Raw genomic sequence first — 13,104 nt, 5'->3', positions numbered from 1 at the left:
CCCACCCGTCGAGTGAACAGGACGCGCCGTCAGCAGCAGGGTGCCGGCGGCGTGTCCTGTTCCCTCGACGGGCTCTCAGCGCTGCGGCTGCGGGAAGGCCGCCGGGCTGCGCCGCCCGTCACGACCGACCGACCGGACGCCGAACACGACGTTGTCCTTCGAGAGGTCGACGCGCAGGGTGCTCGCCGAGCCGGCGTCGATGACGTGGGTCCAGTCCGGCTCGGTCGTGGGCCGCCACACGACCTCGTGCCGGGCGGCGCCGGGCGTCGGCGCCCAGTGCAGGACCGTGTCGTTCGTCAGCTCGGTGGTCTCGACCGTGACGTCCGTCGGGGTGCCCGGTGCCGTCGCCAGCGACCACAGGGTCGCCGTGTTGACCCGGGCGACCCCGGCGACGTAGCGCGGGTCGCAGAACTCCGGCAGGTCGCCGATCTGCCGGCCGTCCTCGACGCGCACGTCCTGGTGCTGGTGGTCGTAGTCCTCGTTCGGCTCGGTGAACCGGCCGGCGGGGAAGCCGCGCTCGAGGAAGGGGATGTGGTCGCCACCGCGCAGGTAGCGGTCGCGGCGGTAGACGACCCGCACGTCCATCCCGGTGACGTCGCGGTGCGCGACATCCGTGACGAACCGGGCGAGCTGCCTTGCGGGGGAGTCGTTCTCGCCGCCGACCGACCGGCGGACCGCGGCCTCCTCCGGCGTCTCGTCGCTCGGGACACCCTCGGCGAAGAGCCGCAGGCTGCGCGGGTCACGGGTGCCGTCGTCGGCGGTCGGGCTGCCGACGATGTCGTTGGTGAACATCGCCTGCACGTTGGTGCCGGCGGTGCGGAACGACTCGGCGAGGTACGTCGAGCCGTAGAGGCCCTGCTCCTCGCCGGCGACCGCCGCGAACACGATCGTCGCGGCCGGGCGGTGCCGCGCCATGACCCGCGCCATCTCGAGCACGACCGCGACGCCCGAGGCGTCGTCGTCGGCACCGGGCGCGTCACTCGTGGCGTCCATGACGTCGGTGACGCGCGAGTCGTAGTGCCCCGAGACGACGTAGACGCGCTCGGGCTCGCTCGAGCCGCGCAGCGTGGCGACGACGTTGGTGATGCGCGTCGGCACGGGGATGCGGCTCGCCGGCTGCTGGACGTAGGACTGCTTGGCGACCGTCATCCGGCCGCCGGAGGCCCGCGCGGAGCGGGAGAGCTCCTCGAAGAGCCAGTCGCGGGCGGCCCCGATCCCGCGGCGCGGGTCGTCCTGCGACGAGAGGGTGTGCCGCGTGCCGAACGCGACGAGGCGGCGGATCGTCGCGTCGATGCGCGCCGGGTCCAGCTCGCGCACCATCCTGCGCAGCTCGTCGGTGGGCCGCTGCGGGCGGACCGACCGTCCCGGGCCGTCGGGCCAGTCGCCGTCGCGCCGGCCGTGCCCGCCGGACGAGGCCGCGGCGGCCGCCGGGCCGGCGACCGCGGAGGCGCCGAGCGCGCCGCCGGCGCCGACGGTGCCGGCGATGAGGGTGCGTCGCGAGGGGGAGGGGGACCGGTGGGTGGAGGTCATCGCCCCATCAGACGTCCGTCGCCCCGGGCCCGCAACCGGGGCGTGGGATGCTGCGGCGCATGGACGCCCGCACCGTGCTCGTGCTCAACGGACCGAACCTCAACCTCCTCGGCGAGCGGGAGCCGACGGTCTACGGCCACGAGACCCTCGCCGACGTCGAGCGCCTCTGCCACGAGGCCGCCGCGCGGCACGGCCTGACCGTCGACTTCCGGCAGTCCAACCACGAGGGCACGCTCGTCGACTGGGTGCAGGAGGGGCGCTCCGGCATCGCCGGGATGGTCGTCAACGCGGCCGGGTACACGCACACGTCGGTGGCCCTGCGCGACGCGATCGCGGCCTGCCGGGTGCCGCGCGTCGAGGTGCACATCAGCGACATCCACGCGCGCGAGGAGTTCCGCCACTTCTCCTACCTCGCCGACGTCTGCGACCACCACGTCGTCGGGCACGGGGTCGCCGGCTACGCCGAGGCGGTCGACTGGGTGGCGTCCCGTCCCGGGGGGTCCTGACCCGGCGGCCGATCGGTCCGACCCGGGTGGCCCCTACGGCCGATGTCGTCCGAAGCCGACCACGGGGCGAGGGGCTTTCCCTAGCCTTGCCCCATGCGACCGCCGTCCCTCCCGAGGCCCCGGGACCGCGAGACGGCCGCCCGGTTCGGCGCGGTGCTGTGCCTCGTGGCCGGAGGGCTCAGCGTGACGATGACGAGCCTCGTCCCCCAGGGCATGTCCACCGGGATGAAGGCCGCCGTCATCGGCGCGTCGCTCGCGATGATGGTCGTCGGGATCCTCCTCGTCGTCGCCGGCGAGAGGCTGCAGACCTGGCTCTGGCTCCCCGTCCCGATCCTGGGGGTCCTCACCATCGTGCTCTCCGGCCTCGCCTCGCGCGACGCGTCGGCGTCGGGGCAGGTCTTCCTCTGCGCGCCGGTCCTGTTCGCCGCCTCGCAGCTGCCGGCCGCATCGGCCTGGCTCGTGACCACCTGTGCCGTGGTCGCCGACGGGGTCCTCGTGCTGTCGGTCACGCCGTCCGGTGACGCCGCCGTCGACCTCCTGTACGTCAGCGTGGCGCTCGTGCTGAGCACCTGGCTCCTGGTCCGGGCCGGCGAGCGCAACGCCCGGCTCACGGACCGGTTGCGGGAGCTGGCGGCCGTCGACCCGCTCACGGGACTCGTCACGCGTCGGGTGCTCGACGACGCCGCCCGGTCCGCCCTCTCCGTCGCCGACGGTGACGGCGGGACGGCGCTCGTCCTCCTCGACGTCGACGAGTTCAAGACCATCAACGACACCTGGGGGCACCCGACGGGGGACGCCGTCCTCGTCCACCTGGCCGACACCGTCCGCCGGCACGGTGGACCGGGGGACGTCGTCAGCCGGCTCGGCGGTGACGAGCTCGCCCTCCTCCTCCCCGGGAGCACGCACGAGGCGGCACGTCGCCGTGCGTCCGAGCTCGTCGAGGCCGTCCGTGCGAGCCCGCTCGAGCGAGCGCACGACGAGCCGATCGCCCTGACGATCAGCGTCGGCGTGGCCCACGCCCCGACGCACGCGGTGGACCTGCGCCGGCTCTACGCGGCCGCGGACCGGGCGCTGTACGTCGCGAAGCGGGCCGGGCGCGACCAGGTCGGCAGCGTTCCCGCCGAGGTCGTGACTTCCGGGTAGGTAGTTGGACGTCCTACTATTTCCGGACCGCCACCCGGCGACCCCGGAAGGACCACCCCATGGCAGCGCAGCCGAGCGAGGGACTCCACGTCCCGACCCACCCCGTCCGCATCGTCACCGCCTCGAGCCTGTTCGACGGGCACGACGCGTCGATCAACATCATGCGGCGGATCATGCAGAGCCAGGGCGCCGAGGTCGTCCACCTCGGGCACAACCGCTCGGTCCGCGAGGTCGTCGACGCCGCGCTCGACGAGGACGCGCAGGGCATCGCCGTCAGCTCCTACCAGGGCGGGCACGTCGAGTACTTCGAGTACCTCGTCGAGCTGCTCCGCGAAGCCGGTGCCGGCCACGTGCAGGTCGTCGGCGGCGGGGGCGGCGTCATCGTCCCCCGCGAGATCGAGCGCCTGCGCGCCGCCGGGGTGACGATCTTCAGCCCCGAGGACGGGCAGCGGCTGGGCCTGCCGGGGATGGTCAACCAGGTCGTCGCCGCCTGCGACCGCGACCTCTGGGACCTCGCGCCGACGAGCGTCGAGGCCGTGCTCTCCGGGGAGCGCTCGGCCGTCGCGCGCGCCATCAGCGGCGCCGAGACCGGCCACCTCGACGACGCCTTCCGCGGTGAGCTGCAGCGCGCCGCCGCGGCCCGCACCGTGCCGGTCCTCGGCATCACCGGCACCGGCGGCTCCGGCAAGTCCAGCCTCACCGACGAGCTCGTCCGCCGCCTGCGCACCGACCAGCAGGACAAGCTGCGCATCGCCTGCGTCGCCGTCGACCCGACGCGTCGCCGTGGGGGCGGGGCACTGCTCGGCGACCGCATCCGGATGAACAGCCTCGACGGGGACCGGGTCTACTTCCGCTCCCTCGCGACGCGCGGGCACCGCGAGGTCCCCGAGGCGCTCGAGGACGTCCTCACGGTCCTCAAGGCCGCCGGCTACGACCTCGTCGTCGTCGAGACCCCCGGCATCGGCCAGGGGGACGCCGCCATCACCTCGTACGCCGACGTCAACCTCTACGTGATGACTCCGGAGTTCGGGGCCGCGAGCCAGCTCGAGAAGATCGACATGCTCGACCTCGCCGACGTCGTCGCCGTCAACAAGTTCGAGCGGCGCGGTGCCCTCGACGCCCTGCGCGACGTCGGCCGCCAGATGGTCCGCAACCGCGAGGCCTTCGGGAAGAAGCCGGAGGACATGCCCGTCTTCGGCACCAGCGCCGCCACCTTCAACGACGACGGCGTCACCGCGCTCTACCAGGAGCTGCGCGCGCAGCTCGCCGCGAAGGGCCTCACCGTCGACGACGGCGCGCTGGCCCCGGTCGACGTCCGCCACTCGACGATGCTGCGCCAGGTCGTGCCGCCGCAGCGGGTGCGCTACCTCGCCGAGATCGCCGAGACCGTCCGCGGCTTCCACGCCGAGACCGAGCGCTGGGCCGACGCCGCCCGTCGGGTGCAGCGCCTCGGCGACGCCCGCGAGGCGCTCGCGGCCGCCGGCAAGGACACCGCCGACCTCGACACCCTGCTCGCCGACGCGCGCGACGCCCTGCCCGTCGAGGCCCGCAAGGCCCTCGAGCAGTGGCCCTCCGTCGTCGAGGCGTACTCGGGTGACGAGCAGGTCGTCACGGTGCGCGACAAGGAGATCCACACCAAGCTGACGCGGGAGACGTTGTCCGGCAACGTCGTCCGTCGCGTCAGCCTGCCACGGCACGCCGACGACGGCGACCTGCTCACGTTCCTCCGCCGCGAGAACCTCCCCGGCCGGTTCCCCTTCACCGCAGGCGTGTTCCCGTTCAAGCGCGACAACGAGGACCCCGCCCGCATGTTCGCCGGCGAGGGCGACCCGTTCCGCACCAACCGCCGCTTCAAGCTGCTCTCCGAGGGGCAGCCGGCGACGCGCCTGTCGACGGCGTTCGACTCCGTCACCCTCTACGGCCGCGACCCCGACCGCCGCCCCGACATCTACGGCAAGGTCGGCACCTCCGGCGTCTCCGTCGCGACGCTCGACGACATGAAGGCGCTCTACGACGGCTTCGACCTCACCTCGCCGACGACGAGCGTCTCGATGACGATCAACGGGCCGGCGCCGACCATCCTCGCGTTCTTCCTCAACACCGCGATGGACCGCGAGGTCGAGAAGTGGGTGCAGGAGAACGGGCGTCAGCCGAGCGACGAGGAGCGCCACGCCGTCCGGGCCCGGGCCCTCGCGACCGTCCGCGGCACCGTGCAGGCCGACATCCTCAAGGAGGACCAGGGTCAGAACACCTGCCTGTTCTCCACCGAGTTCTCGCTGCGGATGATGGCCGACGTCCAGGAGTGGTTCATCGAGAACCAGGTCCGCAACTTCTACTCGGTCTCGATCAGCGGCTACCACATCGCCGAGGCCGGGGCGAACCCCATCAGCCAGCTCGCGTTCACCCTCGCCAACGGCTTCACCTACGTCGAGGCCTACCTCGCGCGCGGCATGGACATCGACGACTTCGCGCCGAACCTCTCGTTCTTCTTCAGCAACGGGATGGACCCGGAGTACACGGTCATCGGCCGTGTCGCCCGACGCATCTGGGCGGTGGCGATGCGCGAGAAGTACGGCGCCAACGAGCGCAGCCAGAAGCTCAAGTACCACGTGCAGACGAGCGGCCGGTCCCTCCACGCCCAGGAGATGGACTTCAACGACATCCGCACGACGCTGCAGGCGCTCACTGCGATCTACGACAACGCGAACAGCCTGCACACCAACGCCTACGACGAGGCCGTCACCACCCCGTCCGAGGAGTCGGTGCGCCGGGCCCTCGCCATCCAGCTCGTCATCAACCGCGAGTGGGGGCTGGCGATGAACGAGAACCCGCTCCAGGGCTCGTTCGTCGTCGACGAGCTGACCGACCTCGTCGAGGCGGCCGTCCTCGCCGAGTTCGACCGCATCTCGGAGCGGGGCGGCGTACTCGGCGCGATGGAGACCGGCTACCAGCGCGGGCGCATCCAGGACGAGTCGATGCTCTACGAGCACCGCAAGCACGACGGCTCGCTGCCGATCGTCGGCGTCAACACCTTCGTGCGGCCCGAGGCCGACGTCTCGCCCAAGGAGGTCGTGCTCGCGCGCGCCACCGAGGAGGAGAAGGAGGGGCAGCTCGCCCGCGTCGAGTCCTTCCGGGCCGACCACCGCGAGGAGGCCGAGGTCGCGCTCGCGCGGCTCAAGGCCGCCGCGACGAGCGGCGAGAACGTCTTCGCGGTGCTCGTCGACGCCGCGCGCGTGTGCTCGCTCCAGCAGGTCACCGAGGCGTTCTTCGAGGTGGGCGGGCAGTACCGCCGCAACGTCTGACCCTCGCCCGGAAACCCGGGTGCCGGGCGTCGGTGCCACGTCGTAGTTTTCTCACGTGGGGACGACGACCGCAGCACCCGTCACGCCGACGCTCGCGCCGGCGGGTGATGTCGTCGTCCCCGCCGAGCGCAGCCTGCGGCTCGGGCGGCTGCGCGGCTGGCCGACCGGCCTCGCCCTCGTCGCGTCGGCCACCGGCGCGCTCGGCCGCACGCTCGGCACCGTCGTCGCCGGCCTCCTCGCCGCGAACCCCTCGACCCGCCTCGTCGGCCTGCTCGCCCTGTGCGTCGTCGGCGCCGCCGTCCTCGACACCGCCGGACGCACCGTCTGGGCCGGCGTCGTCGACCGCGCCGAGGGGCGGCTGCGCGACGACCTCGTCGCCGCCGCACTCGCCCAGCCGCTGCCCGACCTCGGCGAGCAGGCGGTCGGCGAGATCCTCGACCGCGTCGACGCCGACACCCACGACGTCGGCGCGATGCTGCGCCGCCAGGTCTGGGACGCGCTGAAGACCGTCTTCGCCGCCGTGCCGATGTGGGTCGTCGCCGGCCTCACGTGGTGGCCGGCGTGGGTCCTGTTCCCGCTCACCGCGACCGCCGCCGTGCTCCTCGTGCGGCGGCTGCTGCCGACGATCGCCGAGCGCAAGGTCGCCGAGGAGGTCGCCTGGACCGACCACGCCGCGGCCCTCGAGGAGGGCGTGACCGCCCGCGACGACCTGCGCACGAGCCTCGGCCAGGCCCACGTCGTCGCCCGCCTCGCCACCCTGTCGTCGGTCGTCCACCAGCGGTTCGCGCAGGTCGTCGACCTCCAGGCGCGGGTCACCCGCCGCACCGGCGTCCTGCTCTACGGGATGCTCGCCGGCACGAGCGTCGCCGGGGTGGCCCTCGTCGCCGGGGGAGGCCTGTCGGTCGCCCGGCTCGTCACGCTCTTCCTCGTCACCAGCACGTTCGTCGGCCAGGTCGACCAGATGGCCCGCCACCTGCCCGAGCTCCAGGCCGGTCTCGGCGCCGTGACGCGCCTGCGACAGCTCCTCGGCGCCGCACCCGAGCCCACCGGCGGCCTCCCCGTGCCCGCCGGCCCCCTCGAGCTCGAGTTCCGCGACCTGCACTTCGGCTACGCCCAGGGCGACTTCGCGCTGCGCGACGTCGACCTCACGGTGCCCGGCGGCCGCACCTGCGCCCTCGTCGGGCGCACCGGGTCGGGCAAGTCGACCCTTGCCTCGCTCGTCTCGCGCGCCGTCGAGCCCGAGCCGGGCACGGTGTTCCTCGGGGGCGTCGACGTCCTCGACCTCGACCTGCAGCAGCTGCGTGCCGCCGTCGGTGTCGTCACGCAGCGCACCGAGGTGCTCGCCGGCACCCTCGCCGAGAACATCACCCTCTTCGCCGACCTGCCCCGGGCGCGCATCGAGGGCGCCGTCGCGCAGCTCGGGCTCGAGCGCTGGGTCGCCGGCCTGCCCGACGGCCTCGACACCCTCCTCGGCCCGGGCGGCACCTCGCTGTCGGCCGGCGAGGAGCAGCTCGTCGCCTTCGCGCGCCTGCTCGTCCGCGACGTCTCCGTGGTCGTCCTCGACGAGGCCACCGCCCGGATGGACCCGTTGACCGAGGCCCTCGTCGTGCGCGCGGCCGACCGCCTGCTGACCGGCCGCACCGGCATCCTCGTCGCGCACCGGCTCTCGACGACCCGGCGGGCCGAGCGCGTCGCCGTCCTCGACCACGGGCGCGTCGTCCAGCAGGGGCCGCGCGCCGACCTCGCGCGCTCCGAGGGTCCCTTCCGAGCCCTCCTCGCGGCGAGCGGCGACGACCTCGAGCCCGGCCGCCCGGAGCAGCCGGCCCCGGCCGAGCCCACCGCCACCGCCGTCGCCGGGGCGCGCCGGGCCGGGCCGCCCCCGGAGCTGCCCGACCCCGGGCACGGGCCGTCGCTGAGCCGCGGCATCCTCTCGGCGCTGCTCGTCCGTCCGCGCTGGGGCGTGTGGCCGGCCGTCCTCTTCCTCGTCTCCGCGCTCGGTGGCGCCTTCGGGGCGGGCACCGGGTACGTCTGGGGCCGCCTCGTCGAGCGCCTGCAGACCGACGCCGCGTGGGACCCGACGACCGTCGTGCTCACGGGCCTGACCGCGGCGTCGGTCGTCGTGGCGCCGTTCGTCCTCGTCGCGGCGATGCGCCGCTACCCCCGCTGGTGGATCGAGGTCATGCTCCGGGTCCGGATGTCGGTGTTGCTCGGCCAGACCCGCCAGCACCGGCTCGAACGCACCCCCGCCGGCGAGGTCGTCGCCCGGTCGATGGACGCCGACCGTTACGCCCTCTACGCCGACCGGTGGGTCGACTTCCTCAACGGTCTCGGGATCGTCGTCGTCACCGCGCTCCTCGGCGGCAGCCTGCTCGCCGGTGGCGTGCTGCTCTGCGTCCTCGTCGGGGCGGCGCTCGCCTCGGCGGTCGGCCGGCCGATCGCCGGCCGCTCGGCCACCGAGTCCTCGCGGGCCCGCGCGCGGTTCGGCCGGGCCGTCGTGTCGGTGCTCGAGTCGGCCCGCACGGTCAAGCTCGCCGCGGCCACCCCGTCCGCCCACCGCCACCTGCGCCGGGTGGACGCCGGGCGGGTGCGCGCGGCCGTCTTCGAGCACCGCGTCCAGGCCGTGCTCGACGGCGTGCCGATCGTCATGGTGCAGGCCGGCGTCGTCGCGGCCTGGGGCACCTACGTCCTCGGCGGATGGTCCCTCGCCACCGCGATCCTCGTCGCCGGCGCCGTCAACGGCTTCGACTGGTTCGGCCGGGTCGCCGGCGCCGTCGTCACCGAGGCCCCGGGCACGCGCTCGTGGCAGCGGGCGACGAGCCGGCTCGCCGGCGGCGTCGACCTCGTGCGGCTGCCGGCGGGGGTCGACCTCGTCGCCGGCACCGCGCCGCCCGCCCCGGTCCCCGGCCGGGTGCCACTGCGCGAGCTGCGCCTGCGCGGCGTCGGGGCCGTCCACGACGACGGGACGCGCGGGGTCGAGGGCGTCGACCTCACCGTGCACGCCGGGGAGCTCGTCCTGCTCCTCGGGCAGGTCGGCTCCGGCAAGTCGAGCCTGCTGTCCGCCCTCTCGGGCCTGCTCGAGCACACCGGCTCGATCACCTGGAACGGCGTCGAGGTCGACGACGCCCAGGTGTTCCTCCGGCCCGGCCAGGTCGCCCACGTGGCGCAGGTGCCCCGGGTCCTCTCCGGCTCGTTCGCCGACAACGTCGCGCTCGGGCACGGCCGCTCGCTCGAGGGCGCCATCGCCGACGCCCGGCTCGGTGACGACGTCCGCGAGGCCGGCGGGCACGACGCGCTCGTCGGCCACCGCGGGGTCCGGCTCTCCGGCGGGCAGGTCCAGCGCCTCGCCCTGGCCCGGGCGCTGGCCGCCGAGACCGAGCTGCTGCTCGCCGACGACGTCTCGAGCGCGCTCGACGCCGCGACCGAGGTCGAGCTGTGGCAGGCCCTGCGCGCCCGCCGCACGACGGTCGTCGGCGCCACCTCGAAGCGGGCGGCGCTCGCCGAGGCCGACCGCGTCGTCGTGCTCGTCGACGGGCGGGTGGCCGCCACCGGTCCGTGGCGCGAGCTGTCCGGCGCCTGGGGGCACCTCGCCGGCTGAGCCGGCGCGGGCCGCCCGGGAGCCCCGGGCGGCCCGGGACCTCAGTACAGGAGCGACCAGTCCTTCCGCGACCAGGCGAGGACGGCGAACAGCTGCACGACCGCGGCCTGCTCGATCATCTGCGTCGAGTCGCCGCCGAAGCGGAAGACGCCGGTCTCCCGGTCGCGGCGGGTGCGCCACAGCCGGTCCGCGTAGGCCGCCATGTCGTCGGCGGCCCGACGGTCGCCGGTCACCGAGGCCAGCAGCAGGAGGTTCTTGAAGTAGATGGAGTTGAAGAACACCGGCTGGGTGTCGAGCCGCGTCAGGCCGGGCTGCTCGGGGTCGGGCTGCGCGTAGAACCGGCGCGCGGCGTCGGCGACCCGGCACGCCTCCCGCAGGTACCGCCGCTCGCCGGTCACCCGGTGCAGCAGCGTGGTGACGCCGACCGGGACACCCTGGTTGTAGCTCCACACGGTCTTCTCGACCGTGCCCGCGAGGTCGAGGTGGTCGTGGTAGAGCCCGGCCTGCGCACCGTCGCGGATCTGCAGGTGCCGGTTGGTCCACGCGTACATCCGGCGGGACCAGTCGAGGTAGTGGCGCTCGCGGGTCAGCTGGAACAGCCGGAGCCCGAGCTGGGCGCCCGGCATGTTCGAGACCGTGTTCCGGTCCCGGCTCCAGTCCGCCTGCGTCCAGAACACCCCGCCCGGAGCCGGGTGCGAGGGGTCGTCGTCCCAGCCGGAGACGACGAGCTCGAAGATCATCCGGGCGTCGCGCACGGCAGCGGGGTCACGGTGCATGAGGTGGCGCTGGACGTCGATGAGGCCGACCCACTCGTTGTCGTCGTAGAAGAAGTCGCCGCCGCTGCCCCACGGCGCGGTCGGGGCGGACGCGTAGCCGGGCAGACCCGTCGAGCCCGCCGCGCTGTAGTAGCGGCGCTGCCCGGTCCGGCGCTCGGCGAGGTCGTCGAGGTAGCGCCGGCCGGTGGCACCGGGCAGGCCGGTGAGGTCGAGGGTCGCCCCGTGCGCCTGCGAGAACGGCCACTCGTAGGAGTAGGTCGGGTCCTCCGGGGCCGCGGGCCAGTGCTCGAGGTAGAGGCGGCTGCCGTCGCGCACGGCGAAGTGCCGCTGCAGCGCCGCGTAGGCGTCCTCCGCGCGCTCGGCCCATTGGCCGCGGCCCGTCGCCGGTCCGGGTCGGGAGGTGGCCGCGGAGGCGGTCGGGCCCGTCGCGCCGAGGGCGCCGAGGGCGAGGGCCGCTCCGCTGACGGTGCGGCGGGAGAGGCGGGTCGTGGGGCTGGTCGCGCGGTGGGTCGACATCGTCGTCGGGTCTCCTCGGCCGGTGGCGTGGACCCGTCAGGACGCTACGGAGACCGGTGCCGGCCGTCGACGCGGGCGGCCGCCCTGTCCGATCGCGTCAGGCCAACCGGTCACGCAGCCACGCGATGTCGGCGCGCTGGCCCTCGACCCCGCCGGGGGTCTCGACGACGACCGGGGCGCCGGCCTCGCGGACGACGTGCGCGATGTCGGCGGCGTCGATGTGCCCCGACCCGAGGTTGGTGTGGCGGTCGGCGCCGGAGTCGAACTCGTCGCGGCTGTCGTTGCAGTGCACCAGGTCGATTCGCCCGGTGATCGCCCGCACCTTGGCGGCGACGTCGGCGAGGTCGTTGCCGCCGGCGTGCGCGTGGCAGGTGTCGAGGCAGAAGCCGACGGTGTCGCCGCCCTCGGCCCGGCCGATGGCCTCCCAGAGGCGCTCGACCGCCTCGAGCCGGCGGGCCATCGCGTTGTCGCCGCCGGCGGTGTTCTCGATGAGGAGCGGCACGGGCATCTCGAGGCCGTCGACGCACTTGCGCCAGTTGTCGAAGCCCTTCTCGGCGTCCTCGTCCTTGCCGAGGTGCCCGCCGTGCACGACGACGCCCTTCGCCCCGATCTCGGCGGCGGCGTGCAGGTGCTGCTGGAGCAGCTTGCGGCCGGGGATGCGGATGCGGTTGTTCGTCGAGGCGACGTTGATCGGGTAGGGCGCGTGGACGTAGAGGTCGACGCCCGCGGCCTCGGCGGCCGCCCGCAGCGCCTCCGCGCCCCCGGCGTACTCGACGACCGGGCCCTTGTAGCTCTGCGGGTCGCCGAGGAAGAGCTGGCTGAGGGTGGCGCCCCGGGCGACGGCCTCCGCCACCGGGTCGGCCTGGTCGACGTGTCCTCCGATGCGCAGCTCCATGCGCCCACCGTACGACCGGCCGCCGACCGTCGGTCGCCCGATCCCGGCACGGCGCCCGGGGCAGGGCAGGATGGCGCCATGCAGATCGCTGACACCACCGCCCTGGTCACCGGCGGCGCCTCCGGCCTCGGCGCGGCCACCGCCGCCGCCCTCGCCGGCCGCGGCGCCCGCGTGGTCGCCCTCGACCTCCCCGACGCCTGCGAGAACGCCCCCGCCGTCGACGGCGTCGAGTACGTCCCGACCGACGTCACCTCCGAGGCCGACGTCCGCGCCGCCGTCGAGGTCGCGGCCGGTGACGACGCCCGCCCTCTGCGGATCGTCGTCAACTGCGCCGGCATCGGCCCCTCGGCACGCATCCTCGGCCGCAAGGGCACGCACTCGATCGAGCTCTACCGCAAGGTCGTCGAGGTCAACCTCCTCGGCACCTTCGTCGTCCTCACCGTCGCCGCCGAGGCGATGGCGGCCACGGAGCCCGACGCCGACGGCCAGCGCGGCGTCGTCGTCAACACGGCGAGCATCGCCGCGTACGACGGCCAGGTCGGCCAGGCCGCGTACAGCTCGAGCAAGGGCGGCATCGTCGGCCTCACGCTGCCGGCGGCCCGTGACCTCGCGCAGCACGGCATCCGGGTCATGACGATCGCCCCGGGCATCGTCGAGACGCCGATGCTCGCGACGGTGTCCGACGAGTTCCGCGCCGGCCTCGCCGCGGGCGTGCCCTTTCCGCAGCGCCTCGCGCGCCCGGAGGAGTACGCGCAGCTCGCGCTCGCGATCGTCGAGCACGACTACCTCAACGGCGAGGTGGTCCGGATGGACGGTGCGCTGCGGATGGCGCCGCGCTGAC

Annotated in this window: 8 protein-coding genes; 5 read left to right on the top strand and 3 right to left on the bottom strand. The window is 74.5% G+C overall.

From position 1 onward, the window contains the following. Positions 1 to 75 precede the first annotated feature (75 nt). On the bottom strand, positions 76 to 1,530 hold the full coding sequence (locus KMZ30_RS12495; RefSeq protein WP_215514104.1) for a M20/M25/M40 family metallo-hydrolase: 1,455 nt from the start codon (positions 1,528 to 1,530) through the stop codon (positions 76 to 78). A 59-nt stretch (positions 1,531 to 1,589) separates the two neighbouring features. Here KMZ30_RS12495 and aroQ point away from each other — a divergent pair, with 59 nt between their 5' ends. The 4 genes from aroQ to KMZ30_RS12475 all read left to right on the top strand — a co-directional run bounded on the left by aroQ (position 1,590) and on the right by KMZ30_RS12475 (position 10,076). Then, a complete protein-coding gene (gene aroQ / locus KMZ30_RS12490) occupies positions 1,590 to 2,036 on the top strand; it encodes a type II 3-dehydroquinate dehydratase (protein WP_215514103.1) in 447 nt (148 codons plus the stop codon). A 93-nt stretch (positions 2,037 to 2,129) separates the two neighbouring features. Further along, positions 2,130 to 3,179 (top strand): GGDEF domain-containing protein, encoded by a 1,050-nt coding sequence (locus KMZ30_RS12485; RefSeq protein ID WP_215514102.1) that lies wholly within the window; start codon positions 2,130 to 2,132, stop codon positions 3,177 to 3,179. Positions 3,180 to 3,238: 59 nt separating this feature from the next. Further along, entirely contained in the window at positions 3,239 to 6,481 is a 3,243-nt protein-coding gene (gene icmF, locus KMZ30_RS12480) for a fused isobutyryl-CoA mutase/GTPase IcmF (RefSeq protein ID WP_215514101.1), read from the top strand. Positions 6,482 to 6,536: 55 nt separating this feature from the next. After that, entirely contained in the window at positions 6,537 to 10,076 is a 3,540-nt protein-coding gene (locus tag KMZ30_RS12475) for an ATP-binding cassette domain-containing protein (RefSeq protein ID WP_215514100.1), read from the top strand. A gap of 41 nt (positions 10,077 to 10,117) precedes the next feature. Here the strand turns inward: KMZ30_RS12475 and KMZ30_RS12470 are convergent, their stop codons facing one another. Continuing rightward, positions 10,118 to 11,368 carry a glycoside hydrolase family 76 protein gene (locus KMZ30_RS12470; protein ID WP_215514099.1) on the bottom strand — a complete coding sequence of 417 codons (1,251 nt, stop codon included), beginning with the start codon at positions 11,366 to 11,368 and terminating at the stop codon, positions 10,118 to 10,120. A 97-nt stretch (positions 11,369 to 11,465) separates the two neighbouring features. Next, positions 11,466 to 12,263 (bottom strand): deoxyribonuclease IV, encoded by a 798-nt coding sequence (locus tag KMZ30_RS12465; RefSeq protein WP_215514098.1) that lies wholly within the window; start codon positions 12,261 to 12,263, stop codon positions 11,466 to 11,468. 78 nt (positions 12,264 to 12,341) lie between these two features. Here KMZ30_RS12465 and KMZ30_RS12460 point away from each other — a divergent pair, with 78 nt between their 5' ends. Further along, the gene (locus tag KMZ30_RS12460) at positions 12,342 to 13,103 is read left to right on the top strand and encodes an SDR family NAD(P)-dependent oxidoreductase (protein ID WP_215514097.1); all 762 of its coding nucleotides are present in this window, start codon (positions 12,342 to 12,344) and stop codon (positions 13,101 to 13,103) included. Position 13,104 lies beyond the last annotated feature (1 nt).

The sequence above is a fragment of the Phycicoccus mangrovi genome (assembly GCF_018729305.1).
GTDB classification, from domain to species: domain Bacteria; phylum Actinomycetota; class Actinomycetes; order Actinomycetales; family Dermatophilaceae; genus Phycicoccus; species Phycicoccus jejuensis.
The sequence above is the reverse complement of the archived record's forward strand: the minus strand, read 5'-3'. Positions and strand labels throughout refer to the sequence as shown.

Coding starts and splice junctions, on each gene's coding strand:
- KMZ30_RS12460 (WP_215514097.1), top strand. CDS start 12,342: ATGCAGATCGCTGACACCACCGCCCTGGTCACCGGCGGCGCCTCCGGC.
- aroQ (WP_215514103.1), top strand. CDS start 1,590: ATGGACGCCCGCACCGTGCTCGTGCTCAACGGACCGAACCTCAACCTC.
- KMZ30_RS12495 (WP_215514104.1), bottom strand. CDS start 1,530: ATGACCTCCACCCACCGGTCCCCCTCCCCCTCGCGACGCACCCTCATC.
- KMZ30_RS12485 (WP_215514102.1), top strand. CDS start 2,130: ATGCGACCGCCGTCCCTCCCGAGGCCCCGGGACCGCGAGACGGCCGCC.
- KMZ30_RS12465 (WP_215514098.1), bottom strand. CDS start 12,263: ATGGAGCTGCGCATCGGAGGACACGTCGACCAGGCCGACCCGGTGGCG.
- KMZ30_RS12470 (WP_215514099.1), bottom strand. CDS start 11,368: ATGTCGACCCACCGCGCGACCAGCCCCACGACCCGCCTCTCCCGCCGC.
- icmF (WP_215514101.1), top strand. CDS start 3,239: ATGGCAGCGCAGCCGAGCGAGGGACTCCACGTCCCGACCCACCCCGTC.